General features: G+C 36.2%; 22 protein-coding genes. 13 read left to right on the top strand and 9 right to left on the bottom strand.

The window, feature by feature from the left end; all coding sequences use genetic code 11:
• Positions 1–28: 28 nt before the first annotated feature.
• Together AC3QLY_RS15075 and AC3QLY_RS15070 are read right to left on the bottom strand one after the other, a co-directional pair.
• Positions 29–1009: a DUF8428 domain-containing protein gene (locus tag AC3QLY_RS15075; protein WP_074418507.1), complete on the bottom strand. Its 981-nt coding sequence runs from the start codon at positions 1007–1009 to the stop codon at positions 29–31.
• Positions 1010–1108: 99 nt separating this feature from the next.
• Positions 1109–2056, bottom strand: coding sequence for a DUF8428 domain-containing protein (locus AC3QLY_RS15070; RefSeq protein WP_074420261.1), 948 nt, complete (start codon positions 2054–2056; stop codon positions 1109–1111).
• Positions 2057–2091: 35 nt separating this feature from the next.
• Here AC3QLY_RS15070 and AC3QLY_RS15065 point away from each other — a divergent pair, with 35 nt between their 5' ends.
• Positions 2092–2808 (top strand): ribonuclease H-like domain-containing protein, encoded by a 717-nt coding sequence (locus AC3QLY_RS15065; protein WP_074418505.1) that lies wholly within the window; start codon positions 2092–2094, stop codon positions 2806–2808.
• Positions 2809–2899: 91 nt separating this feature from the next.
• The gene (holA, locus tag AC3QLY_RS15060; RefSeq protein WP_074419461.1) at positions 2900–3895 is read left to right on the top strand and encodes a DNA polymerase III subunit delta; all 996 of its coding nucleotides are present in this window, start codon (positions 2900–2902) and stop codon (positions 3893–3895) included.
• A gap of 5 nt (positions 3896–3900) precedes the next feature.
• Here the strand turns inward: holA and AC3QLY_RS15055 are convergent, their stop codons facing one another.
• The gene (locus AC3QLY_RS15055) at positions 3901–4851 is read right to left on the bottom strand and encodes a bifunctional riboflavin kinase/FAD synthetase (RefSeq protein ID WP_074419460.1); all 951 of its coding nucleotides are present in this window, start codon (positions 4849–4851) and stop codon (positions 3901–3903) included.
• A 156-nt stretch (positions 4852–5007) separates the two neighbouring features.
• Between AC3QLY_RS15055 and AC3QLY_RS15050 the strand changes: the two genes are divergently transcribed.
• The 3 genes from AC3QLY_RS15050 (at position 5008) to AC3QLY_RS15040 (ending at position 7505) form a co-directional block, all read left to right on the top strand.
• Positions 5008–6183: an AIR synthase related protein gene (locus tag AC3QLY_RS15050; protein ID WP_074419459.1), complete on the top strand. Its 1176-nt coding sequence runs from the start codon at positions 5008–5010 to the stop codon at positions 6181–6183.
• 64 nt (positions 6184–6247) lie between these two features.
• Positions 6248–6943 carry a cell division ATP-binding protein FtsE gene (locus tag AC3QLY_RS15045; protein WP_228733060.1) on the top strand — a complete coding sequence of 232 codons (696 nt, stop codon included), beginning with the start codon at positions 6248–6250 and terminating at the stop codon, positions 6941–6943.
• A gap of 4 nt (positions 6944–6947) precedes the next feature.
• Positions 6948–7505 (top strand): GNAT family N-acetyltransferase, encoded by a 558-nt coding sequence (locus AC3QLY_RS15040; protein ID WP_074419458.1) that lies wholly within the window; start codon positions 6948–6950, stop codon positions 7503–7505.
• A 31-nt stretch (positions 7506–7536) separates the two neighbouring features.
• Here AC3QLY_RS15040 and AC3QLY_RS15035 read toward each other — a convergent pair whose 3' ends face one another.
• The 3 genes from AC3QLY_RS15035 to ytxJ are packed head-to-tail and all read right to left on the bottom strand — an operon-like array spanning position 7537 to position 8983.
• Positions 7537–8052 (bottom strand): DUF6691 family protein, encoded by a 516-nt coding sequence (locus AC3QLY_RS15035; protein WP_074419457.1) that lies wholly within the window; start codon positions 8050–8052, stop codon positions 7537–7539.
• Positions 8053–8054: 2 nt separating this feature from the next.
• Positions 8055–8618: a YeeE/YedE family protein gene (locus tag AC3QLY_RS15030; protein WP_074419456.1), complete on the bottom strand. Its 564-nt coding sequence runs from the start codon at positions 8616–8618 to the stop codon at positions 8055–8057.
• Positions 8619–8647: 29 nt separating this feature from the next.
• Positions 8648–8983, bottom strand: a complete 336-nt coding sequence (gene ytxJ, locus AC3QLY_RS15025; RefSeq protein WP_074419455.1) for a bacillithiol system redox-active protein YtxJ — start codon at positions 8981–8983, stop codon at positions 8648–8650.
• A 284-nt stretch (positions 8984–9267) separates the two neighbouring features.
• Here ytxJ and AC3QLY_RS15020 point away from each other — a divergent pair, with 284 nt between their 5' ends.
• The 5 genes from AC3QLY_RS15020 to AC3QLY_RS15000 all read left to right on the top strand — a co-directional run bounded on the left by AC3QLY_RS15020 (position 9268) and on the right by AC3QLY_RS15000 (position 16427).
• Positions 9268–10626: a UDP-N-acetylmuramate--L-alanine ligase gene (locus tag AC3QLY_RS15020; protein ID WP_074419454.1), complete on the top strand. Its 1359-nt coding sequence runs from the start codon at positions 9268–9270 to the stop codon at positions 10624–10626.
• Between the two features lie 100 nt (positions 10627–10726).
• Positions 10727–11503, top strand: a complete 777-nt coding sequence (locus tag AC3QLY_RS15015) for a 3'-5' exonuclease (protein WP_074420262.1) — start codon at positions 10727–10729, stop codon at positions 11501–11503.
• 88 nt (positions 11504–11591) lie between these two features.
• The gene (locus tag AC3QLY_RS15010; protein WP_074418296.1) at positions 11592–12374 is read left to right on the top strand and encodes a polyprenol monophosphomannose synthase; all 783 of its coding nucleotides are present in this window, start codon (positions 11592–11594) and stop codon (positions 12372–12374) included.
• Between the two features lie 38 nt (positions 12375–12412).
• Positions 12413–13285 carry a DMT family transporter gene (locus AC3QLY_RS15005; protein ID WP_074419634.1) on the top strand — a complete coding sequence of 291 codons (873 nt, stop codon included), beginning with the start codon at positions 12413–12415 and terminating at the stop codon, positions 13283–13285.
• Between the two features lie 190 nt (positions 13286–13475).
• Complete coding sequence (locus AC3QLY_RS15000; RefSeq protein WP_492989962.1) at positions 13476–16427, top strand: alpha/beta hydrolase family protein; 2952 nt, start codon at positions 13476–13478, stop codon at positions 16425–16427.
• An 85-nt stretch (positions 16428–16512) separates the two neighbouring features.
• Here AC3QLY_RS15000 and AC3QLY_RS14995 read toward each other — a convergent pair whose 3' ends face one another.
• From AC3QLY_RS14995 to AC3QLY_RS14985, 3 genes are all read right to left on the bottom strand, one after another.
• Positions 16513–17937 carry a dihydrolipoamide acetyltransferase family protein gene (locus tag AC3QLY_RS14995; RefSeq protein WP_074418294.1) on the bottom strand — a complete coding sequence of 475 codons (1425 nt, stop codon included), beginning with the start codon at positions 17935–17937 and terminating at the stop codon, positions 16513–16515.
• A gap of 172 nt (positions 17938–18109) precedes the next feature.
• On the bottom strand, positions 18110–19366 hold the full coding sequence (locus AC3QLY_RS14990) for a competence/damage-inducible protein A (protein WP_288096099.1): 1257 nt from the start codon (positions 19364–19366) through the stop codon (positions 18110–18112).
• Positions 19367–19494: 128 nt separating this feature from the next.
• The gene (locus AC3QLY_RS14985) at positions 19495–19908 is read right to left on the bottom strand and encodes an acyl-CoA thioesterase (RefSeq protein WP_074418644.1); all 414 of its coding nucleotides are present in this window, start codon (positions 19906–19908) and stop codon (positions 19495–19497) included.
• Between the two features lie 154 nt (positions 19909–20062).
• On the opposite strand from AC3QLY_RS14985, the gene AC3QLY_RS14980 reads away from it, so the two are divergent.
• From AC3QLY_RS14980 to AC3QLY_RS14970, 3 genes are read left to right on the top strand one after another with little or no spacing between them, the layout of a single operon-like run.
• Complete coding sequence (locus AC3QLY_RS14980) at positions 20063–23107, top strand: tetratricopeptide repeat protein (protein WP_492989959.1); 3045 nt, start codon at positions 20063–20065, stop codon at positions 23105–23107.
• A complete protein-coding gene (locus AC3QLY_RS14975) occupies positions 23107–24924 on the top strand; it encodes a TonB-dependent receptor (protein WP_492989957.1) in 1818 nt (605 codons plus the stop codon). The genes AC3QLY_RS14980 and AC3QLY_RS14975 overlap by 1 nt, the downstream gene beginning before the upstream one ends.
• Before the next feature lie 9 nt (positions 24925–24933).
• Entirely contained in the window at positions 24934–25512 is a 579-nt protein-coding gene (locus tag AC3QLY_RS14970; RefSeq protein WP_143439538.1) for a hypothetical protein, read from the top strand.
• Position 25513: the final 1 nt, after the last annotated feature.

The raw sequence follows: 25513 nt of genomic DNA, 5'->3' as shown, positions 1-25513 counted from the left end.
AAGTTGTGATAAAAAAAAAGGGTAAAGTTTACAGGCCTAAAAATCCACCTTTATTCAAAGTTTTTTTGGCTTCTCCAATTTTAAACCCATTATTATAAATTTCAATTTTATATTCTCCACCTTCAAACTTGCTACCGGGTTTCCAGTTAAAAGTAGCTGGAAGGGTTTTGCCTTGCTCGTAATTTACTTCAACTGCGTTCGAATAGGCTTTGTCGCTACCATCTCTTAATTTAAAAGTACCTTCTGTGCCGGAGGGTGTACCATCGGGATTGGTAACACAAACATATAAGGTTTTTTTGCCGCTTGGTGTAATCCTGTTTTCATCAATATTGCAGGTAATCACAAACATGTCGGCTCTTTTGGCATTATTGGTGCTTACTTCTTTGCCGCTCTTTTTAACAATTACAGCTTTAACATTGATGTTAGAGGCATGCAGTGTAGAAGCAATGTCTTCAATATTGGCTTTTTCTGTTTGGGTTTTTGATAGGTTACCCTGTAACTCGGTATTTTGGCTGGTTAATTGGGTTTTTTCGGTAGTTAATTGCTGATTGGCAGCAGTTAATTGTTGATTTTCGCCCTTCAGTTGTTGAATTTCAGCAAATAAACTATCAATTTTTGCATTTAATTCTGCAATCATTTCTTTGGCCTGTTTTAATTCGGCTTCTGTAGCGTTCTTTTTGTTTAAAATACCTCTGATATTAGATTTTAATTTTAAAATCTCACTGTTTTTTTCGGCTAAAGCACCTTGTAATTTAACATTGCTGCCGGTTAATGAATCGGCTTTTGCAGAAGCATCATTAAACAATACCTGTAAAGAATCTTTTGCTGTTAAAGCAGTTGTAATTTGTGTTTCTTTTTGGGTAATAATATCTTTTGTTTTACTCTTGTCATAAATGATATAACCCCAGGTTAAAACAAGTGCAGCAATTAAAATACCATAAAAGGTTTTGCGATTGTCTTTTCCAGATGAGGAAGGTTGGCTTTGTGGGTTTTCTGTTGTATAACTCATAGTTGTATGTTTTACGGTACTAAAATAATCTTTGTAAATGTATTTTTATAGTGAAACTGTATTTAAATATTGGATTGTTTTTTATTTAGTAGGTATCTGTTAACCAAACAGGCTACTTTTCTTGAGTAAAATAGATCCCTGACCTATTTTATATCCATTTTGGTAAACCATAATGGTATAATCGCCGGGCTGATAATCTTCATTGTTGCGCCAGTTTAAATTAACCGTTACAGTTTTACCCTGCTCATATTGCACTACTACTTTTATAGTATAAGGTTTTACACCTTCTTTTTTAGTAAGGATGGTATTGCCGGAAGAAACAATAACACCATCTGGGTTAATGATACAGATGTATAATTCTTTTTCGCCGCTGGGTGCTATTCTGTTTTCATCCAAATCAAAATTGATTCGCAAAATATCTGCTTTTTTGGCAATGGTAATCATTTTCTCTTTACCATTGTTGCGTAATTTTAATGCTTCAATACTAAAATTGGAAGCATGCAGTGTAGAAGCCTCATTGGTTATATAATTGTTGAATGCAACCGTTTTACTAAGGGTATCCTGTAAGTGGGCTTTGTCATTGTTTAACTGTTCATTGGCTAAAGTTAATGCCTGGTTTTTACTTTGCAAAAGTGCCAGTTCATTGTATAAATCATTCACTTTTTCATTTAATTCATCAATCATTTTTTTGGCCTGTAACAATTGTGTAGCAGTAGTATTGCGTTGTTGCAATAATGCCACAATATTGTTTTTTAAATGTTGAATGGTTTTGTTTTTATCAGCCAGTTTATCAATTAACTGAATGTGCTTGCCGGTTAAAGAATCTAATCGGGCAGAGGTGGCATTGAATTCAACCCTTAATTCAGCCTTTGAACTATCAATGGCATTTACCTGTACCTGTAATTGTTCTTTAGAATGGGTGGTGGTACTTTTATCATAAATAATATAAGCCCATGTTCCTAATAACATTACTACAAAAAGCGAATAAATCCAGTTTCTTTTATCTTTTTTAGCAACCTGTTGCGGTTCTATTGGTTCGTAAAGCATAACTTTAATGTAATATTTTTTTAAAAATTATTTTCATGCAACTCAGCGATTTATTGGTATTGGATATTGAAACCGTTCCTCAAACTGCTCATTATGACGAGCTGTCTGAAAGGAGGAAATCATTATGGTGGAATAAAATTTCTAAAACCGTGCCAGAAAATATTACACCTGAAGAAAGTTATCGTATGCGGGCGGGTATTTTGGCCGAATTTGGCAAAATTATTTGCATTTCAACTGCTTTTTTTTATGAAAATGAAGCCAAAGAAATTTGTTTAAAAGTAAAGAGTATTTATGGTGATGATGAACGTCCGATTTTAGAAAATTTTTCGCTGCTATGTAGTAAAATGAGTAGTATTCATCATGGTTTTACCTTTGCCGGCCACAATATAAAGGAGTTTGATATACCCTATATTTGCCGGCGCATGATTATTAATGGATTACCCTTACCGGCCTGCCTGCAGTTGCACAACAGAAAGCCCTGGGAAGTAAAAATGATGGATACTTTAAACTGGTGGAAATTTGGGGATAACAAAAATTATATTTCTCTCGATTTATTAGCCGAAGTACTCCAAATACCTACCTCTAAAACCGATATAAATGGTAGTATGGTGCAGGAAGTGTACTATAAAGAAAAAAATTTAAGCCGTATTGTTAGCTATTGCGAACGCGATGTGGTGGTAACAGCCAATATCATTCTTCGGTTTATGCAATTGCCCATATTGAAAGAAAATCAGGTACTTGTTGTGCATTGATGTGTATCATGATGTAAACATACCTCCTGTATTTATGCACAAATAAAAAAGATGGCTGGCAAAGCATGCCTATCCACTTATTTTTGTGGGTATGAGTTTCGAAAAAATTCTAACCGACTGGCAAAAGCAACAGTTTAAACCAATTTATTGGTTAGAAGGCGAGGAGCCTTACTTTATTGACCATTTAATGCAATTTGCCGAAGATAAATTACTAACCGAAGCTGAAAAGGGATTTAATTTAACTGTATTTTATGGTCGGGATACCGATTGGGCGCAACTGATTAATGCCTGTAGACGATACCCCATGTTTGCCGATAAGCAAGTGGTGCTATTGAAAGAGGCACAACAAATGAAGGATATTGAAAAATTAGAGGCTTATATAGAACAGCCACTTACTTCTACTATTTTAATTGTAGGCTATAAGGAGAAAAAACTAGATGGCCGCCTTAAAATGGCAAAGCTTTTAAAGCAAAAACATGAGGTATTTACTACCCGAAAATTATATGAGAACGAATTGCCGGTTTGGGTAAAGCAAACTGCACAAAATATGGGTTATGTTATTCAACCCAAAGCTTTATCACTTTTGGTGGATGCCATTGGCAATGATTTAAATCGGCTGTATAATGAAATTGAAAAACTAACCCTTAATTTAAAAGGCAGAAAAGAAATTACAGAAGATGATGTGGAAGAATATGTGGGTATTAGCAAAGAGTTCAATGTTTTTGAACTGCAAAGTGCCATTGCTCAAAAAAACCTGGGAAAGGCCATTAAAATTATTCAGTATTTTGATGCCAACCCAAAGGCAGGGCCGTTACAAATGGTATTGCCGGCTATTCATGGATTTTTTTGCAGGGTATTGTTAATTCATGCTGCAGGCGGCCCTAAAAATATTGCTGCAATCATTGGCAGTAATCACCCCAATGCCATTGCCGATCATACTGCTGCTGTTAAATATTACAGTTATCAGCAAACACAGCAAATACTGTTATTATTACATGAATACAATTTAAAAAGTATTGGTATTCATGATGCAGGTAGTTCCGGTGCCGATTTAATGAAAGAGTTGGTGGTTAAAATAATGTTATAATGCCGTTAATCATGCAGTACGTTCAGTACAGCGCGTTTATCAATGGCTAATTGTTGTTGTAATGCTTCTAAGCCACTTAATTGCATATCTCCTCTAATATAATCTAAAATAGCAACCTGTACCGTTGCGCCATAAATATCGCGGTTAAAATCAAAAATATTTACTTCAATTACTCTTCGTTTGCCATTTACTACAGGCCTGCTGCCAATATACATCATACCTTTAAAAGCTATGGCAGCAGATTGGTTGGCTGCTGATTCCTTATAATAAAAATGCACGGCATACACCCCATCACCCGGTACCAATTTATCAGGATGGGCTAATTGTATATTAGCAGTAGGGTAACCAATGGTTCTGCCCAACTGATCGCCGGTAATTACAGTGCCTGCAAAAAAATAATCATACCCTAATAAATGCTTAGCTGTTGCAATATCGCACTGCAGTAATGCTTTCCGGATGCGGGTTGAACTAATGGCTGCGGCTTCAATTAATTGAACCGGTATTTCCTTCACGAAAAATCCTAATGCTTTACCGTATTTTTCCAATAATGCAAAGTTTCCGGTACGATCGTGCCCAAAATGATGGTCGTAGCCAATAATAATGGTGTACGGATGAAATTTTTCAAATAAAAAATTTTTAATATAAGACTCAGCACTTAATTTAGAAAAATCTTCATCAAAGGGAACCACTACCAAATGATCAATACCTTCTTTTTCTATTAAAAAAATTTTTTCTTCAAGCGTAGATAATACTTTAATATCCGGCACATCGCCCACAATTTTTCTGGGATGCGGATGAAAAGTAATGACCACTGTTTCCCCATTTACGGTAGCAGCTTCCGATTTTAATTGCTGTAAAATGGTTCTATGGCCAATATGCACACCATCAAACGTGCCAATGGTAACCACTGCATGATGAAATTTGGGTAATGAAGTGAGATTTCTGTGTACTTGCATAAGGCTTATTTAGTATGCCATTGATGTGCTTTGCTAAAGCAACTGATTTTTCAGGTATGCAAATTTAATACAAAGCATTGCTACAAAAATTCGTTAGCACAATTGTATGTAAGCTTTGTTTAACTTTGCCCCGATTGTGTACATTAAATCTTTTTCATGTCATTATATGCTCAAAGGGGCGTTTCTGCCCAAAAAGAAGAAATTCATCAGGCTATCAAAAATTTGAATCAGGGATTATATGCCAATGCTTTCTGCAAAATATATCCTGATTACCTGGGTGGTGATGAGCAAATGATAAATGTAAGCCATGCCGATGGTGCGGGCACCAAATCAATTTTAGCTTATTTGTATTGGAAAGAAACTGGTAATACGGATGTTTGGAAGGGCATTGCACAGGATGCTGTAGCCATGAATATTGATGACCTGTTATGTATTGGCATTTATGATAAAATGATTTTTGCTTCTACAATTGATAGAAATAAACATTTGATTGATGGGGCAATTATAGAACAACTAATCAATGGCACACAGCATTTTTTTAATCAATTAGCTGCTTATGGCATTCACATACACTATTTAGGAGGTGAAACGGCCGATGTGGGCGATGTGGTGCGCACCATTGCCGTTAACGGAACCATTGCTGCACGATGGCCTAAAAACAAATTAATTACAAACAATAAAATTGATGCCGGAAATGTAATTGTTGGTTTTGCCAGCAGTGGCCAGGCAACTTATGAAACAACTTATAATAGTGGATTAGGCAGCAACGGTTTAACCAGCGCCAGGCATGATGTATTGAGTAAATGGTATGCACAACATTATCCCGAAACGTTTGAACCAACCCTTCCCGATGATGTAGTTTATATCGGCAATAAAAGATTAACAGATACCATTGCCATTGATGAAAAAAATTATACAGTAGGCCAATTATTATTATCGCCAACCCGTACTTATGCACCGTTGGTAAAACAATTGTTAGAACAACAATTTGAAGATATTTATGGAATAATTCATTGCAGCGGCGGCGGACAAACCAAATGCATGAAATACCTGCCCAGACCTTTGAAAGTGGTGAAGAATAATTTGTTGCCCATACCAATAGTTTTTCAATTGATTCAACAAAATTCAGGAGCTGATAACAAAGAAATGTTTCAAGTATTTAATATGGGGCATCGGCTAGAAGTTTTTACCAATGAAAAAGCTGCTCAACAAATGATTGCAACGGCTGCTCAGTTTAATATTGAAGCTGCAATTATTGGCCATACCGAAGCAGCCCGGCAAAATGAATTATTTATTCAAGGTGCATTTGGCTCTATTCAATATACTTATTAACACAATTGAAAGCCCTTTTTACTTAATTTTAAGCATCTGTAATACAAAAAATTATTGCGCTATCATGGAACCAGTTGTAACACTCAGTAATGCCAATATATATCAGGGATCTACTTTAATACTGCAGGATGTAAATTTTACCATTGAAAAAGGAGAATTTGTGTATTTGGTTGGTAAAACCGGAACCGGTAAAAGTAGTTTATTAAAAACCTTGTATGGCGAATTACCCCTTCGGGAAGGGCAGGGTAACGTAGTAGGGTTTAACCTGCGTGAGATGAATTGGAAAAAAGTGCCCTATTTAAGAAGAAATCTGGGTGTTGTTTTTCAGGATTTTCAATTATTAACCGATAGAAATATTCATCAAAATCTTCGTTTTGTATTAAGAGCAACCGGATGGAAAGATGAACGTTTAATGGATGAAAAAATTAATGATGTTTTAGATAAAGTTGGTTTAAAAAGCAAAGGCTTTAAAATGGCTTTTGAAATTAGCGGAGGCGAACAACAAAGAGTTGATATTGCCCGTGCACTACTCAATTCTCCTAAATTAATTTTAGCAGATGAACCTACCGGAAATCTGGATCCCGAAACCAGTGATGAAATTATGCAGTTGTTGTTTCAAATTGCGAAAGACTATGGTACCACCATAATCATGGCCACCCACGATTTTATTGTGATTAATCGTTACCCCTCACGTATGTTAAAAACCGAACGAGGGCAAGTAACAGATATTCCTCTATCTGCGAATGCATCTTTCTCTTAATGGTATGAACAAAAAAATATCCGGTAGTGAAAATGCTACTATTGTTATAAGCGAGGTATTACAATCAGAACTACAACAATTGGTTGAACTGAGTCGCAGTACTTTTTTTGATGCCTATCATGCTTATAATTCTGCAGAAAATATGCAGTTATATTTAGATGCCAATTTGAATGATGAAACCATTTTTCAGGAATGGAAAAAAAATCCCGATTGTTATTTTTATATTGCCTGGTTAGGTAGCACACCTGTTGGTTATTGCAAATTGGCACGCCATACACAACCAGATACCTTGCATTTTACTCATGCACTTGAAATTGCCCGGTTGTATGTTGTGAACAATTACAAAAACCTGGGAATTGGCAAACAGTTGATTGAACTGGCTAAAAATGTTGCTAAACAAAATGCATGCAGCCTGCTTTGGCTTATTGTATGGAAACAAAACTATGCGGCTATTTCATTTTATGAAAAGCAGGGTTTTACCATAGCAGGTGAGCAACAGTTTATTTTAGGAAAGGATGTTCAGTTGGATTGGGTAATGCAAACCGCAGTTGGTAATACTTAAAGCAACGCTGGTAATTTTGATGGCGAGTATGCTAATGCGGAAGTTTTTCGCGAATGGCACCATATACCCAGGTTCCCACAATGGCACTAAATAAAACTACCAATATTACGGTAATACCCGAACCAATCAGTACAAAAAGCGGACCCGGACAGGCACCGGTCATCGCCCATCCTAAACCAAATATAATGCCACCATAAACCTGTCCTTTGCTGAATTTTTTCTGTATAAAAACGATGGGCTCTCCATGAATGGTTTTTAAATGTAATTTTTTGATGAGGAACACACCTGTTGCACCTGTAATTACTGCAGAGCCAATTACCCCATACATGTGAAAGCTTTGCAAATGAAACATTTCCTGTATCCGAAACCAGGAAATCACTTCTGCTTTGATTAAAATAATGCCAAAAATAATTCCGGCAATCCCATATTTTAAATTATACCACCAGGGATGTTGTAAACTACTGTCATTGGTGCACATAGCATCTAATGAACGAACTTCAAAATCAGTATTTGTATCTATTTTTTGTATGGTTGTTGTGTTTTGCATGGTTATAATTGTAAAATAAAAGGTAAAATAAAGTTGGCCATTAAAAATCCGCCAATCATAAAACAAATGGTGGCAATGAATGAAGGTAATTGCAGATTGCTGAGTCCGTTAATGGCATGTCCTGATGTGCATCCTCCGGCATAACGGGTACCGAACCCAACTAAAAATCCGCCCACCACCATCATAATAAATCCTCTTAGCGTTAATAAGCCCTGCCAACTAAAAATGGCAGCAGGCATTAAACTATTGTTTTCCTGTACTTGGTAATAGCTTAAGTTATTGAGTAGAACCGGATTTATAACTATGGGTTGCCCGTTGGTTAGCCAATTGGATGCTACCCATCCACCTATAACTACTCCGCCCACAAAAAATAAATTCCATTGTTCAGCTTTCCAGTTATAATTAAAAAAGGGCAGCTTGGCAGGTAAACATGCTGCACATATATGCCTGAGAGAGGATGAGATGCCAAATACTTTATTGCCCAATAACAACAATAGCGGAACCATTAAACCAATTAAAGGCCCGGAAACATACCAAGGCCAGGGTTGTTGAAGCCAGTGCAACATATTTTCTATTTTTCTACAAAAATAGTAGATTATTGTGTAAATGCATTTTCTACTATCTCATCCATAGAAATAGACATGTGGCTTTCATCGTACACGCAGCTTCCGTTCTTAATTAAAAGTATTTGTGGGGATTCGTGTTGAACCTGAAAATAGTCGGCAACTTTTGCAGAGAGTGAACGGTATTGAATTAAATCTAAAAAATAAAAATCAACGCCTTCTGGCATTGCTGCACGTTCTAATCGGTTGAGTGACGTACTGCTAATACTGCAACGGGTGCTATGCTTAAATATTACCTGAGGAGTTTTGAATGAGGCCTGTTTTATTTGCGCTAATTGATCTTCTGTGGAAAGCACTTTCCAGTTCATACGCACTTTTTTATGCAAAGTAACAAAAAAAAGCAGTTATGGTTTAAAGTAATTTTTGTTGGTAGTAGGGCAACCACGTCCTCTGGATGACACACAGGAACTAACGGTAAAAGCTACCATTATTAAAAGTGTTGCCGCAATAATAATTTTTCTCATAAAAAATGTGTTTGTTCAAATTGGCTGTTTACCAAAATTCAAAGATAAGAATTCGTTACAAAATGTTGCTTTAATGCTGTTTTTTTATTTACCTATGCACTTAAACGTTAAAACAAGTAATAAATTTTATGCCAAATATTCATTTTATTGCCATTGGAGGAAATGTAATGCATCAATTGGCCATTACGCTTGCCAAAAAAGGGTATACCATTACAGGTTCGGATGATGAAATATTTGAACCGGCACTTTTTAACTTAAAAGCTGCAGGTTTATTACCCAATGCGCTGGGATGGTTTCCTTTAAAAATTACAAATAATTTAGATGCAGTGGTTGCAGGTATGCACGCCAGGGAAGATAATCCGGAGTTAATGCAGGCAAAAACATTAGGTATTCCAATTTATTCATTTCCCGAATTTATTTTTAATGAAAGCCGGAATAAAAAGCGGGTAGTGATAGGGGGTAGTCATGGTAAAACCACCACAACTGCCATGATTATGCATGTTTTGCAACAACAACAATTAAAATTTGATTACCTGATTGGAGCTCAACTCAATGGTTTTGAGCAATCCGTTCAACTGACCAATGCGCCAGTTATTGTTTGTGAGGGCGATGAATATCCGGCAAGTGCATTAGATAAAAGGCCTAAATTTCATTTCTTATTCCCACACATAGCTGTAATAACAGGTATTGCATGGGATCACATCAATGTATTTCCAACTTTTGAAATCTATAAAACACAGTTCGAAATTTTTATATCGAAAATAGAACAGCATGGTATACTGGTTTACAATGCTGCCGATGCCGTATTAAAAGATTTGGTTGAAAAACATCCCCGAAATGATATTCAATACATTCCTTATATTTTGCCTGAACACGAAGTGAAGGATGGTATTACCTATATTACAATTGAAGGCATTACCACGCCATTAAAGGTTTTTGGAAATCATAATCTCTTTAACTTAAATGCTGCCTATTTTGTTTGCAAAGCGCTGGGTATTAACGCAGCCGCTTTTTTAGCTGCCATGTGTAGTTTTACCGGTGCCAGCAAGCGATTGGAAGTTATTATGCAAACAGATGATATAACCATTTTCAGGGACTTTGCACATGCACCCAGTAAAGTAAAAGCAACCATTGAGGCAGTAAAACAACAATATCCGAACCGACATTTAACGGCAGTATTTGAATTACATACTTATAGTAGCCTCAACGCCTCTTTTTTCAAAGAGTATCAGGGCGTTTTTCAAATGGCCGACTCCTGTGCGGTGTTTTATGCAGAACATGCATTAGCCATTAAAAAAATGCCGCTTATTAACGAAGCATTATTAAAAGAAGGCTTTGCAAAACCGGAGGTATGCATTTTTCATAACAAAGAAGCATTACAAAATTGGTTACACCAACAGCCTAAACATCATGTAAATATATTATTGATGAGCAGTGGCAATTTTGATGGTTTGAATTTAAATGAATTGCAAAAAGCATTCAAGTGATCATTCAACAAACATTTTAACAGAATACAAGGTAAACAGGCTAATCTGTATTACTTTCGTTTACAATCAATTCTTTTCTTTGCAGTTTTAAACGTTATTTATGAACATTCAATTGAACAAACCTGTTGCTACCATTGATTTAGAAACAACCGGTATTAATATTGGCACCGATAAAATTGTAGAAATTGCCATTGTTAAAATAATGCCCGATGGTACCCGGCAGGTGAAACGTAAACTCATCAATCCGGGAATGCCCATTCCAAAAGGCGCATCAGATGTGCATGGCATTACAGATGAAATGGTAAAAAATGCACCAACTTTTAAACAGGTAGCCAACGAAATAAAACAATTTATTGGCAATGCCGATTTATGTGGCTATAATAGCAACCGGTTTGATATACCTATGCTAATTGAAGAATTTTCACGGTCGGGGCTTGACTTTTCAATTGAAGGAAGAAAGTTTATTGATGTTCAAAAAATATTTCATTTAAAAGAACAAAGAACCCTGAGTGCAGCGTATAAATTTTACTGCAATAAACAATTAGATGGCGCTCATGGTGCCGAAGTGGATGCAATGGCAACCTGGGAAATTCTGGAGGCACAGGTAGAACGTTATCCGGATATTGGTAAAACTACCGATGAATTAGCAAAGTTTTCAGGTGAAGATGATATGGTAGATTTTGCACGTAGATTTATTAAAGTGAATGGAGTGGAAGTATTCAATTTTGGCAAACACAAAGGTAAACCGGTAACACAGGTACTAAAAGAAGAACCACAGTATTACGATTGGATGATGAAAGGCGATTTTCCGATGAATACCAAGCAAAAGTTTACCGAAATACTCAATAGAACTTACTTAAAAAAGGATAAAAATTAAAAATGCCTCAGTATTTATAAAAATTAGTAAATCATTTCACTTCATATTTGCAGGAACTTTGTATTTTCAGGTTTAAGTATTTATACAGTTGGAAAAAATCGTTATTATACCCACTTACAATGAAGTTGAAAATATTGTTTCAATTGTTGAAACTGTTTTTGCTTTAAACCAAAACTATCATGTATTGGTGATTGATGATGGCTCGCCTGATGGAACTGCAAATGCAGTAAAAAATCTTTTTTCAAAATATCCCGGTGCTTTATTTTTAGAAGAACGAAAGGGTAAATTAGGATTAGGTACCGCATATATTCATGGTTTTAGATGGGCATTGGCAAACGGGTATCAATTTATTTTTGAAATGGATGCGGATTTCTCTCACAATCCTGCCGATTTGGAACGGTTGTATCAAGCCTGTAAATTCAATGGTACCGATGTGGCAATTGGTAGCCGTTATACAAAAGGCGGAAAGGTTGAAAATTGGCCATTAGACAGACACATCTATTCAAAAGGCGGTGCAATTTATACAAGGCTCATTACTTTTATGCCGGTTAAAGACCCAACGGCAGGCTTTATCTGTTATAAAAGAAAAGTATTGCAAACCATTAATTTTGATGCTATCACATTTGTTGGGTATGCCTTTCAAATAGAAATGAAATTTGCAGCATGGAAACTGGGATTTACCATCAAAGAAGTACCTATCACTTTTATCGACCGAAAAATTGGCGTCAGTAAAATGAGTAAAGGCATTTTAAAGGAAGGGGTATTTGGTGTTATTAAAATTCAATGGCTCAGCATGTTTAAAAATTACCGTAAAAAAGTGGCTGCAATACAATCATCCGGTATATCTAAACAGGTTACAGACGTTCATTAGTATTTATTTTTCCGTTTTTATTTTATTAGTACTGGCACATGAAGCAATCGCTTATTCAACTGCACATATCTGTTTTATTAGCGGGCTTTACAGGCGTTTTCGGCGTTTTAATTCAGTTAAATGAATTGCCCTTAGTATGGTACAGAATGGGCATAACCTTCATTACCTTAATATTTATTCTTGTACTTCGAAAACAAAAACTGCAATTAGCCTTTCGTAAAATAATGATACTAATCGGTATTGGTATGCTAATTGCACTTCATTGGGTACTTTTTTATGCCAGCATAAAATTTGCCAATGTATCAATTGGGTTGGTTTGTTTTGCCGCAACCAGTTTATTTACGGCATTGATAGAACCATTGTTGAACAACACACAATGGAAGAAAGCTGAATTGTTGTTGGGATTGTTGAGTCTGTTAGGGATTTATATCATTTTTCAATTTGATATCAGATACAGAACCGGTATTTTATTTGGATTAAGTTCAGCGCTCATTGCAGCTTTATTCTCAGTTCTGAATAAGAAAAATATTACCACAGCTGCTCCTCAAACCATCATGTTATTTGAAATGGGTGGTGGTTTTTTGTTTTTAACGCTGTTGTTGCCCGGCTATGTATTGTGTTTTCCTGATGCCAAATGGATTCCTTCATTTGCTGATATTTTTTGGTTGTTCATTTTGGCATGGTTTTGTACGGTTTTAGCCATGGAACTGATGCTGAAAGCTTTGCATAACGTATCGGCCTTTACGCAAAATTTAACTTTGAATCTGGAACCGGTTTATGGTATTTTACTGGCTTTTATTATTTTTCATGAAAATAGATACCTGCAAAATACTTTTTATGTTGGAATGGCCTGTATTGTATTTTCTGTTGCCATACAAATGCAGCGAATTGTAAAAGGTCGTAAACACTGATTCAATTAAATATGCCTTTCTGTAAAAAATTTACACCATTTTTCTGGATATTATTCTAAGTGTATATGGAGTAATTAATTACAACTTATTCGGTTTTAGCATTCGCTTCATGGCAATTCGGCTATTAGTCATTCTTTGCATTGGATTAGTCCGTATTTATTTATCTTAGCAATCATTGAATGAAATGTATATGAGAAAATATGTATTCCTGCTATGCGCAGTTACTACTGCTTTAACAGCTTCTGCTCAAAAAAAAGTTTTAGATCATTCCGTATACGATGAATGGCAAAGTATTGGCGAAAAACAAATCAGTAATGATGGGCAAGTTGCGGTGTACACCATTGTACCACAAGAAAGTGATGGGCAGTTATGGATAAGAAATTTTTTAAAAGAGCAAAACAGGTGGGATACTGTTACAATCATCCCACGTGGCTATCAGGCTAAAATATCGAACGATGCGGCCTTTGTGGTTTGTAAAATAAAACCTTTGTATCAACAAATACGACAGGCAAAAATTCAAAAGGTAAAATCGGAAAATATGCCTAAAGACAGTATGGCCATCATTAATATACTTACCGGTCAGGTAACAAAAATAGCGGCTGTGCAAACATTTATGTTGCCTGAAAAAGGCAATGGTATATTGGTTTGTTTGAAAGAAAATATGCCTGCGCATGAACCTGTTGCCTCAGATTCTACAACCGTTTTAATGCAATTAAAAAAGAAGTTAAATGGTACACAAAAATTAGAAGACAGCCTAAAAAAACAGGTTCGGCTTTTAGAGGAGAAGGGCTTTCAATATTTCAATACCTATTCTGCCAAAACTTCAGAGAATAGTAATAAAATGAATGAGCCGGGTGTAAAAACTGATTTATACATTTTTCATTTACCCGATATGCAGCCGCAGGTTATACCTAAAGTACAACATGTACAACTTTCTAAATCAGGTAACACCATTGCATATGACCATTGGATGGCTTCCGAAAATTTTGCTGTGTATTGGTATCAAACTACATACAGACAAAGTAACAGCATTGCACAACACCTGCATGAAATCAATGGCTTAACAATTGATGATCAAGACACCCAATTGGCATTTGTTGCCGAAAAAGACAGCAGTAGTAAAGCATTACAGCGTTTTTTTAACCTGTACTATTATAAAAATGGAGATGACAGTGCCCGGTTAATTGTTCATCGATACACAAAAGGTGTTCAAAAAAATTGGGCAGTAAGCCAATATAGTAACAATCATTTTAGCGAGTCGGGTAAACGTTTGTTTTTTGGAACTGCACCCATACTACCTCCTAAAGATACCGCCACACCTGCATTTGAGCAGACAGGATTGGATATTTGGCATTATGCCGATGAAGATATTATGCCGGCACAATTAAAAAATTTAGAAAGAACACTGCACAAAAATTATTTAGCCCGATACGATTTTAAGGCAGATACTGTTGTACAATTGGCCAATACAATTTTTGAAAATGTAATGGAGACCCAAAAGGGTGATGGCCGCTATTTTTATGCATATACCGATACCGGCAAACGCGTACAAAAACAATGGCAGGGATTTACTTTTAAAGATGTTTATGTCATCAATCCCAATACCGGCCATCGAAATAAAATTATTTTTAATATTAAAATGCGTATGTATCCGTCTGTAAATGGTCAATTTCTTTTGGTATATAATGAAATTTTGAAAAAATACAACTGCTACAATGCTGAAACACAGCAATACTATACCGTTGGGAAAGATATTAATGTTGCACTTTATGATGAAACCAATGATGTGCCGGATGATCCCTATAATTATGGCGTAGCTGGGTTTACAGAAAATGATCAATTTATTTGGTTGTATGATCGTTTTGATATTTGGCAGGTAGATCCGATGGGAAAAGCCCGTTCAATTCAAATCACAAATGGAAGAGGTACAAAAACCCAATACCGCTATATTGCCATAAAAGATGAACCTTTTATTGTTTCAAATCAACCAGCATGGTTAAAAGTATTCAATGAACAAAATAAATATAGCGGTTTTGCACTTTCTTTTCCTGGTGCTCCATCTAATGCCACTATGCAGCGTAAAAATGAAATGGTTCTAAATGTTCCCAAATCTGTTAATGGAGTAGAACCCGATAAAAATTTACATTCCTTACTCTTCACGATGGAAGATTATACAAACAGTCCGAATGTGTTTATTCTCAATGAGCCAAAATTTTATCAGTTAAAATCTTTGCCTGTTCAGTTAACTGAACTCAATCTGCAGCAACAGCAATATAATTGGGGAACTGCACACCTGTTTAAATGGAAAGCTTATGATGGTAAAATGGCAGAAGGAATTCTTTATAAACCTGAGAATTTTGATAGTACAAAAAAATATCCCATGATTGTTTATTTCTATGAACGCAACAATCAAACATTATATAATTACATTCCACCTGCACCAACGCCATCCCGCTTAAATATTTCATTTTTTGTAAGCAGGGGTTATGTGGTTTTTGTGCCTGATATTTGGTATAGAAAAGGGCATCCCGGCGAAAGTGCATACGATTATATTGTAAGCGGTGCAAGGGCTGTGGTAAAATCAGGATTTGTAGACAGTACTACAATTGGAATTCAGGGGCAAAGCTGGGGAGGCTATCAAACCGCATATGTAATTACCAGAATCAATCTTTTTAAAGCAGCATGGGCCGGTGCTCCGGTTGTCAACATGTTTAGTGCTTATGGTGGTATTCGGTGGGAAACAGGTGTAAACCGCCAATTTCAATATGAAAAAACACAGAGCAGAATTGGGGCTGATATTTGGCAGCGACCTGATTTATATATAGAAAATTCGCCATTGTTTCACCTGAAAAAAATTCATACATCTTTGGTGATTATGAGTAATGATGCAGATGGCGCCGTACCATGGTATCAGGGTATTGAGTTTTATACGGCCATGCGGCGATTGAATAAACCGGTTTGGTTATTGGTATATAATGGTGAAGCACATAATTTAGTAGAACGCCGAAACAGAAAAGATATTCAAATAAGAGAACAACAATTTTTTGACTGGCAATTGAAAGGCGATCAACCTGCAAAATGGTTAACAGAAGGTGTACCCGCCGTTTTAAAAGGAAGAGATTGGGGATTGGAAACCAACTAATTCTATTTCATTTTAAACCTAACAAAAAAAAGGCTGTTCCAGAATGGAGGCAGCCTCGCTTGGTATAATAACTTGTTATAAAAAATTAATCAATATAATGTTCCTGAACCACCAGTTTTAATTCACGATGAACATCCCAGGCTTCAAACTCTTTGGCTACTTCGTGTAAAAAACTGGCGCCAATACTTCCATCAATAATGCGATGATCGTAGCTCATAGATAAATACATCATGTGGCGAATACCAATATAATCACCTTTTTCGGTTTCTATTACTACCGGCCTTTTTTTAATGGTACCAACAGCCATAATAGCAACCTGCGGCTGACTGATGATGGGCGTACCCATTAAACTGCCAAATGTGCCTACATTGGTTAAGGTAAAGGTGCCACCCTGCGTATCATCGGGTTTTAGTTTATTATGCCTGGCATTTTCGGCTAAATTGTTGACGGTTTTGGTTAAGCTAACCAAACTTAGGCTCTCGGCATTTTTAATAACCGGCACTATCAGGTTGCCGTTGGGTAGGGCAGTAGCCATTCCAATATTAAAATAGTTTTTAATGATGATTTTATCACCATCTACTGAACTATTGATAATGGGAAAACGTTTCAGCACTTTTATAATACACTCTATAAACATAGGGGTAAAAGTAATTTTGGTACCTTCTACCTTTTCGAAATTGTCTTTTATTTTATTGCGCCATAGCACCATGTTGGTAACATCTGCTTCTGTAAAACTGGTAACATGCGGACTAATATGCTTGCTGTCAACCATGTGTTTGGCAATGAGTTTCCGCATTCTGTCCATTTCAATTATTTCAACATTTTGTTGCGGTGCTATCGCCACTTGGGTAGTTGCTGTTGTATTTGTAATGGGTTGAACATTTTCCTGTACAATTGTTTTAACAGGCATTGGTGCAGCAGTTGTTGGTGCTGCTATTATTTTGCCTGATTTTTTATCGGCCAGATATTGTAAAATATCTTTTTTTGAAACCCTACCTTCTGCACCTGTTCCGGGAATATTTTCCAATTCAGCCATACTAATACCTTCACTGTTGGCAATATTTAATACCAATGGTGAATAAAACCTATTATTTCCGCCGGTTGCAGCAGATGAAACTGCAGCAGGCGTATAGGGTACAGTGATAGGTTCTTCTGATAAAGCCGGTTCTAAAGGTTTGTAAATACCATTGGCTGTAACCTGCATCGTTCCTGTTTCCGGCATTTGTGTAGCGGGTGTTTCCGGTTTTTGAGGTTCACTGCCGGCAGTATCGGCCACTTCAATTTTAGCTAATACAGCCCCTACCGGTACCACATCATTTACATTGTATAAAATTTCTTTAATAATGCCCGATACGGTACTGGGCACTTCACTATCAACCTTGTCTGTGGCAATATCTAAGATGGTTTCATCCTGTTGCACAAAATCACCTGCTTTTTTATGCCAGCGTAAAATGGTGGCTTCCATAATACTTTCACCCATTTTGGGCATCACTAAATCTGCTAAGGCCATAAAATTGTTTTTTTTGTGAAAGGGTGTTCCTGAAAAAATTATTTTGTATGATCAATGGCAGCAACCCTATAAATTTCAATATACATTAATTCGCGTCAAAAATAGTATTTTACAATGGTACATACGAAGGTTTTTTGACAGATGCCAATAATTTAATAACGTTGCTTCATCATTATTCAACCATTAATTGTCGCATTAAAAGCAAAGTATTGGCAGCAGTAAGTTGAATATTGCGCTGCCGGTTAAACCTGAAATGCATTTTTTTAGTAATCAACCGTTCTTTGCCGGCCACAGCCATCCAAACGGTCCCCACCGGTTTATCGGGAGTGCCGCCGGCGGGCCCCATGATACCACTCACTGCAATGGCATAGTCTGTTTGCATGAGTGCAAGTACATTTTTAACCATTTCCGTAACCACCTGTTCACTCACTGCTCCATATTTTTCTAGGGTTTCTTTTTTGACCTGCAGTACTTTCTCTTTTACTTCGTACGAATAACTGATTACACTGCCTTCATAATAGGCAGATGAGCCTGCAATGGATGTAATTAAATGCGCTATATATCCACCGGTGCAGCTTTCGGCAGTTGCAATGGTTTTCTTTTGTTCGGTTAATAAATGGCCAATAATAGCCTCTAATGTTTCATCCTTATCTGTAATTAACACATCTTTTACCAGCAATTTCAAGGCCGCAAACTGTTCGTTAATTGATAGATTGACCTCATCATGGTGGTTGCCAAACATTGTTAAACGTAAACGTACCATTCCAAAATTGGGCAAATAAGCTAATGAAATGTTTTTGGGTAATGCCGCTTCAAAATCAACCAACCGATCTGCCAGCATCGATTCACCAATTCCGGCTGTTAAAAGTGTGCGATGTTCAATACAACCCGTAGTGAAGCGTTTTTGCAGTAGCGGAATCACTTCCTGCTTCATTAATCCCTGCATTTCGTGCGGAACGCCGGGTAAGGAAAAAAACAAACATCCATTTTTTTCAAATAACATACCGGGTGCGGTACCCAGTTCGTTTTTTAATATAGTACAATTGTCGGGTACTTCTGCTTGTTTTATATTTCTTTCTGCTAAAGGGAGGCCCCTTTTAAAAACATGTTCAAATAAATAGGTAACATGCTCCAAGGTAGGTTGGTGTAGTACTAATTTTCCCCCAAAGTATTCGCAAAGTAGGGGTTTGGTGATATCATCAGAAGTGGGCCCGAGGCCGCCTGTAATTAAAATAATATTTGATACTGCACTTTCCTGATTCAATGCATTCCAAATAGCATCCCAATTGTCACCAACTGCTATTCTGCGATGAACAGGAATGCCAATTTTATTTAATTCTTGTGCCATCCAGGCACTATTGGTATCAATTACCTGCCCAATCAATAATTCATCTCCAATGGTAATAATTGATGCTGAAACTGTATCCATAAATTTCAAATTGCATGCAAAGTAAAACAGTAAATAGTAAAATAATAGCAATCATTTTCCTTTTGCAGAAATGTTGCACTAAAATTTCAACAACTGATGCATATTTTTTGAAACGATCGGGGTATTGGTTACTGTTTAAAATATACTGCTAACTTTTCATACAAATGCTTAGGCATCGTTGTTTTTTCTTTCGTTGTAGCATTGATAAAATATAAAACAACACGCCCTACTGTAATTAATTTATTGCTTTCGTTATAAATTTCCTGATGAAATTCAATTTTATGATGGGTAGGCAATTCTTTTAAAATGGTTTTAATAGTAAGGAGGTCATCATAATGTGCGGGCCTTAAATACTTAGCATGTACTTCAACAATGGGCATTACAATGCCCATGGCTTCCATATCCTTATAGGTAAATCCTAATTGCCGTATACTTTCTGTTCTGCCCACTTCAAAATACTGAACATAATTTCCATGATATACCACATTCATTTGATCGGTTTCTGCATATCTAACCCGAACCTGAGTAACACTTTCGTACATTTTTTTTAAAATTTGTTGGTAAAGGTATTAAGCTTTGCTCTTTATCCACAAATTATGGAATGGTATTTGGTTACAGTATGCGGGTAGTAACTTTAGGCTAATTTTACTTTTATTTAAGATTCATAACATAATCTTTGCTCATCATACACGTTTCATGCATATGCGTTTAATACAAAAATATACTTTCGTTGTGTTGTTTAGCTTAGCCGCATCTTCTTTATATGCACAGGCTACTAAAATGAACAACGACCCCACCACACAATTTAAACAGGCTAAAGAATATTTTCAAAATGATGAATATAGTTTGGCTTATCCTGTTTTTAAAAATTTGCAAAAGCCCGAATATGGCGCTACATTAATAGATGCCGCCATTCAGGAACAAATAAAATTTTATGTAATTATTTGTGAATTACACTTAAAAAGTTTAGGTGCAGCTAACAAGGCCATAGAATTTGTTAGTTTGGAAACGAGCACACCTTTGGTACAAATGATGAGTTTTTATTTAGCAGAATATTTCTTTCAACAAAAAAATTATACCGATGCACTTGCCTACTATCAAAAAGCAGGTATCGAAAATTTAAGCAATAACCAAATTTCTGCTTTAAAGTTTCATATGGCCTACGCTTATTTTACTTTGCAAAAATTTAAAGAAGCCAAGCCATTATTTGATGTAATCAGACAAATAAAATCAGACCCTAATTATATTGATGCCAATTATTATTATGGGTTTATTTGTTTTTATGACAAAAATTATAGTGCTGCATTACAGGCTTTTACCATTATCGAAAAAAATAAAACTTATAAAAATATTGTTCCATTTTATATAGCAGAAATTTATTATTTTAATGAAAATTATGATAAAGCGTTACTGTATGCTGAAGCTGCATTGTTAACCGGTAATCAATACTACGAGTTGCAGCTCAAGCAATTGATAGGGCATTTGTATTTTGATAAAAAAGATTATGAGAGAGCAAGGCCTTATTTAGAAGCTTACATTAACGCTACGCCAACGCCTAATCGTGAGGATGTTTATGAATTGTCGTACTGCTATTATGCAACCGGAAACTATCAGCAAAGTATTCCAGGATTTAAGCAGTTGGGCGGTAAAGAAGATTCGCTGGCACAAAATAGCATGTATTTATTGGCCGATGCATTTTTAAAAACAGGCCAGAAGGCCAATGCCAGAAACGCTTTTTTATTTTGTGCTACCAACAATTCCAATCCAACTCAAAAACAGGTATCTATATTTAATTATGCCAAATTAAGTTATGAATTGGGATATTTTGATATTGCCCAACGCGAACTGGAAAATTTCATCAATAACTATCCTTCATCGCCTTATATGCAGGAAGCAAAAGAAATTGAAGTAAGTGTTTTAGCCAATACCAGTAATTATAAAGATGCATTGTTATTGTTTGAAAGTTTGCCAGTACAAAGTGAAAATGTAAAAAAAATATATCCGCGAATTTTATACGGAAGGGCAGTAGAGTTACTGAACGATCAGCATACCAATGAAGCCGATGCATTGCTTACCCGCATTTTACAAGTGCCTTATAATGAAACGCAGTTACCATATGCTTATTTCTGGAAAGGCGAAATTGCCTATCGGAATGGGAATATTGATCAGGCTATACAATACGATAATGCTTATTTAAAAAATCCGGTAGCATTGGGTGAAGTAAATCTGGTGAATGCACATTATAATTTGGGTTATGCTTTATTGAAAAAAGAAATGTACAGTGAAGCGCTGAGTAACTTTCAACAGGTTGCCCGTAATATATCTTTCAATCCAACACCCATTGAATTAGATGCTTACATCCGTTCCGGTGATTGTTATTTTATGAATAGAAATTACAAACAGGCACTGGCTATTTATGATAAAATTATTGATATGAATGCGAAGGGTGCCGATTATGCACTGTATCAGAAAGCCATCATTGCAGGCGCATATAATAAGAACAATGAAAAAATTAGTTTATTACAAAGTTTGGTGAAACAATATTCGCATTCTGACCTAGCCAATGAATCCAATTTTGAAATTGCTAATACTTATATGGCTGCTGAAAATTTCAGTGCAGCTATTCCATATTTACAAGCCATTTTGCAAAATAATGAAGCTACTGCCTTGTGGCCTAAAATATATTTAAAATTAGGCGTTTGCACCTTTAATTTAAATGAAAATAATCAGGCATTGCAGCAATTTACACAATTGGTTTCTCACTATCCCAATTCGCCTGAAAGTGATGAGGCAATAGAGTACATTCGGAATATATTTTTAGAAAATCATCAGCCCGATGCTTTTGTTGCGTTCATGAAACAAAACGGCAAGCCGGTATCGTATAGTGAAGAAGATTCATTGACCTACCGTTCAGCGCAACTTTTTTATGATGCCGGAAATTTGCCTGCGGCAATGAAAGGGTTTACCAATTATCTGGCAAAATTTCCCGATGGACAATATAATATTGAAGCCAATTATTTTACAGCAGAAATTTATCTTGTTAATAAAGATCCGCAAAAGGCTTTGCCTTATTATGCTGCAATAGCTGCAAAGGCTCCCAATATTTATGCAGAAAGAAGTGTACTGCAATGTGCCCGTATTGAATATTTTGATGTAAAAGATTATACAAAAGCGGCATCTTATTATGAACAACTAAAGTCTATTGCAACACAACAGGAAAACAAATTAGAAGCTATGCGTGGTTTATTGCGCTGCCAGTATAAATTACAACAATGGAAAGCTGCAGTAGCCAATGCACAGGATATACTACAGGAAAAAGGTGCTGCAGAAGATGACCGGATGATAGCCAATATGATTGTAGCTAAAAATTTTCAGGCAGATAGCTCATTAACAGAAGCGGCAAATGTTTATCAACAGGTTATTAAATTAGGCAAATCAGAATACAGTGCCGAAGCGCAATATAGAATTGCTCAGATATTATGCCTGCAAAATCAATTACCGGCTGCTGAAAAAGCTGCTTTTGAAGTGATTAAAAAATATGGTTCTTATGATTATTGGGTAACCGACAGTTACCTGTTATTGGGCGATATATATTTTAAAGAGAATGATTTGTTTAACGCTGAAGCTACATTTAAAAGTGTTGCCGAAAATGCAACCATTGAAGCATTAAAAAACATTGCAGTACAAAAACTGGCAATGGTTCAGGCTGCAAAAAATAAATTACCACAAACCAATCAGTAATGCATTTAATCAATCAAATGATGATGAAAAAATATTGTCTGAATATATTATTTACAACCTTTGTTTTTTGTAGTATGCTGCAACCTGCATTGGCCTCACGTCATCATGCTTTCCAGAAAAAAGCAAAAAGCAAACAGCATACCGTTGCAAAAAAAACTGCGGTACATAAAAAAGTTATACATTCTGTTCAAACCATTGTAAAACCGGTAACAAGTGCTCAAAAAACAGTAATTTCTGTGGCTTCATTGCAGGATACTACTGCCCCTAAAGTGGTTGTGGTTACTTCCGTTTTTAAACCTTCTTTGCGTAGTGCTGCTAAAATAAATTTAACGGCTGCAACTGCACCTGCTGAAGTATCAATAATACCTTTAATGTATAGTATTCCTGCAGAAAATTTAACCTTCTCTTATCATCCTGTAGCTATTAAACCGCTGGCATTAATGGTAGATACTGCTCTGCACTGGAATAAAGACAGATATATTAAAGTAGGTTATGGGAACTATGCTACACCTTATGCAGAAGCAGGTGTTGCATTGGGCGATGGACAAAAATCGGCCATTTTATTGCATGGAAAATATACTTCTTCAAAAGGTAATTTACCTTATCAAAATTTTACAAAGGGCGGTATTGATGCCAATGGTGTTTTTGCATTACCCAATCAGCAACAGTTAACCGGAAAAATTTATTTTGATAACAGTACACAATATTTATATGGATTTACCGGAAGCAATAATTATACTAAAGATCAGTTGCAGCAGCAGTTTAATACCATTGGTGGTAATTTAGGTTTGGAAACTACCATGCCAAACGATTATGGTATTGCTTATCATCCCGAGGTAGGATTCTCCTCTTTTTTTGATAATCGCCAGGCCAATGAAATGAATGCTATCATCAAAGCCCCCATCAGTAAAACATTGGGCAAACTGCTTACGTTTCATGTAACAGGTTTGGCCGATATTACACACTTGCAAACACTGAATACCACTACTATCAACAATAATTTGTTTTATGTGGCACCAGCTTTAGAGTTTAAAGTACCCAATGTGCAAATTAAAGCTGGTATGCAGCCAAGTTGGGACAATAGTCAGTTCTCTTTGCTACCCGACATTACCCTTCAGGCAAATATTGCAGAAAATCGGTTGATATTATTGGCAGGATGGCAGGGATACTTTCATAAAAATACTTACCAGAGTCTGGCTGCTTTTAATCCGTTTATTGAACAGCCTACTACTTTATTGAATACAAAATTCACGGAACAATATGCAGGATTAAAAGGTAATGCAGGCAAACATTTCACTTACCTGGCAAAAGTCTCTTTCCTACAAATCGATAACCAGCCCTTATTTGCTAATGATACTGCTGCAGGAAAATCGCAGGGGTTTGTGGTGTTGAATGAACCAAAATTGCAGGCTTTAAAATTGCATGGCGAAATTACTTACACCGATCAGGAAAAATTGTCTCTTATTGCCGGAATAGATTATACCCAATATACCCAGCAACAGGTGTATGATAAGCCCTGGGGTTTATTGCCTTTAGATGTTACCGGAACTCTACTTTATAAACTCACCAAAGATTTCTCGTTGAAGTCTGATTTATTTTTATGGGATGGAGCACAATACCGTGACCCCGTTTCCCTTGCCTCCCGCAAATTACCCGCTGCAATTGATTTGAATGCCGGTGCCGAATTTGCAGTGCATAAAAACCTGAATATATGGCTACAATTCAATAATATTTTTAATAACAAATACCAACGTTGGAGTCAATACCAGGTTTTGGGCTTTAATGTTCTGGGAGGAATCGTATATTCGTTCCATTAATGAAACCAGATGAATGAACTTTTGTTCCCATACTTAATGGTGCATCAACGTTTGGGCATACCGGGCATAGGTTGTTTTCAATTGATAAGAACAGCGCCTTCTGTTGATTGGGGAAAAAAAACGGTACACCCACCGGTACATCAAATCAGTTTTGTACCCGAAACGATGGAAGCCGATCATGCCTTTTACCGAACCGTTGCCCAACAATTAAATATTTCGGAAGTTGTGGCCATTCAACAATTCACTGAATTTGTGTATCATTTAAAAGAGCAGTTGCAACAAGGTGGCGCTTTATTGCCGGGTATAGGTACTTTACTGCTCAATCCGGATGGGGAAGTGTTTTTCAGGCCGGTTCCCCAAAACAATAGGTTATTAAAAAATATTTCGTTTAGCCACATGCATATTACAACTGCTGTTCCTCTTTCCACATCAAAGCCCATTTCAATTTTAGATAATATTCCTGCTGCGGAAACTTTAGCAACCGAGGCAGAGTCTTCTATTGAAAATGAAACAAAAGATAAATGGTGGATTTATGCCATTATTTTAACGGTGATTGGTTTGGCTGCACTATTTATTGCATTTTTGTAAT

The sequence above is a fragment of the Hydrotalea sp. GW822-HT8A01 genome (assembly GCF_058798575.1).
Note: the sequence above shows the minus strand (reverse complement) of the source record. Positions and strands in the feature narration are given on the sequence as shown.

What these genes read in the sequence shown, in the direction of transcription:
- AC3QLY_RS15075 (WP_074418507.1), bottom strand. Translation starts at nt 1,009, where the DNA reads ATGAGTTATACAACAGAAAACCCACAAAGCCAACCTTCCTCATCTGGA.
- AC3QLY_RS15070 (WP_074420261.1), bottom strand. Translation starts at nt 2,056, where the DNA reads ATGCTTTACGAACCAATAGAACCGCAACAGGTTGCTAAAAAAGATAAA.
- AC3QLY_RS15065 (WP_074418505.1), top strand. Translation starts at nt 2,092, where the DNA reads ATGCAACTCAGCGATTTATTGGTATTGGATATTGAAACCGTTCCTCAA.
- holA (WP_074419461.1), top strand. Translation starts at nt 2,900, where the DNA reads ATGAGTTTCGAAAAAATTCTAACCGACTGGCAAAAGCAACAGTTTAAA.
- AC3QLY_RS15055 (WP_074419460.1), bottom strand. Translation starts at nt 4,851, where the DNA reads ATGCAAGTACACAGAAATCTCACTTCATTACCCAAATTTCATCATGCA.
- AC3QLY_RS15050 (WP_074419459.1), top strand. Translation starts at nt 5,008, where the DNA reads ATGTCATTATATGCTCAAAGGGGCGTTTCTGCCCAAAAAGAAGAAATT.
- AC3QLY_RS15045 (WP_228733060.1), top strand. Translation starts at nt 6,248, where the DNA reads ATGGAACCAGTTGTAACACTCAGTAATGCCAATATATATCAGGGATCT.
- AC3QLY_RS15040 (WP_074419458.1), top strand. Translation starts at nt 6,948, where the DNA reads ATGAACAAAAAAATATCCGGTAGTGAAAATGCTACTATTGTTATAAGC.
- AC3QLY_RS15035 (WP_074419457.1), bottom strand. Translation starts at nt 8,052, where the DNA reads ATGCAAAACACAACAACCATACAAAAAATAGATACAAATACTGATTTT.
- AC3QLY_RS15030 (WP_074419456.1), bottom strand. Translation starts at nt 8,618, where the DNA reads ATGTTGCACTGGCTTCAACAACCCTGGCCTTGGTATGTTTCCGGGCCT.
- ytxJ (WP_074419455.1), bottom strand. Translation starts at nt 8,983, where the DNA reads ATGAACTGGAAAGTGCTTTCCACAGAAGATCAATTAGCGCAAATAAAA.
- AC3QLY_RS15020 (WP_074419454.1), top strand. Translation starts at nt 9,268, where the DNA reads ATGCCAAATATTCATTTTATTGCCATTGGAGGAAATGTAATGCATCAA.
- AC3QLY_RS15015 (WP_074420262.1), top strand. Translation starts at nt 10,727, where the DNA reads ATGAACATTCAATTGAACAAACCTGTTGCTACCATTGATTTAGAAACA.
- AC3QLY_RS15005 (WP_074419634.1), top strand. Translation starts at nt 12,413, where the DNA reads ATGAAGCAATCGCTTATTCAACTGCACATATCTGTTTTATTAGCGGGC.
- AC3QLY_RS15000 (WP_492989962.1), top strand. Translation starts at nt 13,476, where the DNA reads ATGAGAAAATATGTATTCCTGCTATGCGCAGTTACTACTGCTTTAACA.
- AC3QLY_RS14995 (WP_074418294.1), bottom strand. Translation starts at nt 17,937, where the DNA reads ATGGCCTTAGCAGATTTAGTGATGCCCAAAATGGGTGAAAGTATTATG.
- AC3QLY_RS14990 (WP_288096099.1), bottom strand. Translation starts at nt 19,366, where the DNA reads ATGGATACAGTTTCAGCATCAATTATTACCATTGGAGATGAATTATTG.
- AC3QLY_RS14985 (WP_074418644.1), bottom strand. Translation starts at nt 19,908, where the DNA reads ATGTACGAAAGTGTTACTCAGGTTCGGGTTAGATATGCAGAAACCGAT.
- AC3QLY_RS14980 (WP_492989959.1), top strand. Translation starts at nt 20,063, where the DNA reads ATGCATATGCGTTTAATACAAAAATATACTTTCGTTGTGTTGTTTAGC.
- AC3QLY_RS14975 (WP_492989957.1), top strand. Translation starts at nt 23,107, where the DNA reads ATGCATTTAATCAATCAAATGATGATGAAAAAATATTGTCTGAATATA.
- AC3QLY_RS14970 (WP_143439538.1), top strand. Translation starts at nt 24,934, where the DNA reads ATGAATGAACTTTTGTTCCCATACTTAATGGTGCATCAACGTTTGGGC.